Origin of the sequence: Spirosoma lacussanchae (assembly GCF_005870035.1) — a bacterium.
In the GTDB taxonomy this organism is placed as follows: Bacteria; Bacteroidota; Bacteroidia; order Cytophagales; family Spirosomataceae; genus Spirosoma; species Spirosoma lacussanchae.
Genome location: NZ_SWJG01000022.1, coordinates 1 through 788, shown reverse-complemented (window position 1 = coordinate 788; position 788 = coordinate 1). Strand labels below are relative to the sequence as shown.

General features: G+C 54.1%; 1 protein-coding gene. It reads left to right on the top strand.

All coding sequences use genetic code 11. The features are described from left to right. A partial coding sequence (locus tag FBR45_RS26715) for a transposase (RefSeq protein WP_246082399.1) occupies positions 1-562 on the top strand: 562 nt, incomplete at its 5' end. Between the last annotated feature and the right edge of the window lie 226 nt (positions 563-788).

Here is a 788-nt window from a genome sequence, read left to right as displayed (position 1 = left end):
GCAATCGCTCCGGCGACCCGGTTCGCCTTTTTTACCGCTTCAGCGCAAACGAAAACATGATCTTCGCCCTATCGTCAACGCTCTGCTCTGGCAACTCCGCACGGGCTGTCAATGGCGCAATCTGCCATTCGAGCACCTGCCCTGGCAGACCATCTGCTACTACTTCCACCGCTGGAAGCTGGATGGAACCATTGAGAAACTTAATGCTGCCTTGAATCAAGCCGACCGAATCCGAGCTGGCCAGGAAGCGTCACCTTCGCTACTTTGCATTGATTCACAATCGGTTAAGCTAGCCCCAATGGGCAGCGTGGCACGCGGCATGGATGGCCACAAGGCCGTTAATGGGCGCAAGCGGCAGTGGGTGGTTGATGCGCAGGGGCGACTTTGGGTAGCGGACGTACACGCGGCCAATGAGGCTGACGGCCCAGGGGCAGTTGCCTTGATTGGTGACGTGCTATGGCGGTGCGGTGAACGATTAGAAGTGATCTGTGGCGACCAGGCCGCATCGGCGGTCCGATTACAATGGCGTATTCAAAGAAGCGTTGGCTGGATGGAGCATTGAGTTCGAGAAAGCATCCCGTCCCGAATCGGCCCGTGGCTTTGTTCCTATCGCCAAACGATGGGTCGTAGAACGATCGATCGCGTGGACCAATTTTTTTCGTCGGCTAGTAAAGGATTATGAGTACACCACATCTTCTTCGGTATGCTGGCTGTACTTGGCCAACATCCAGCTTATGTTGCAGCGTGTATAAGTCATAAACCAAATATAATTCCAAAACACTTTCTAA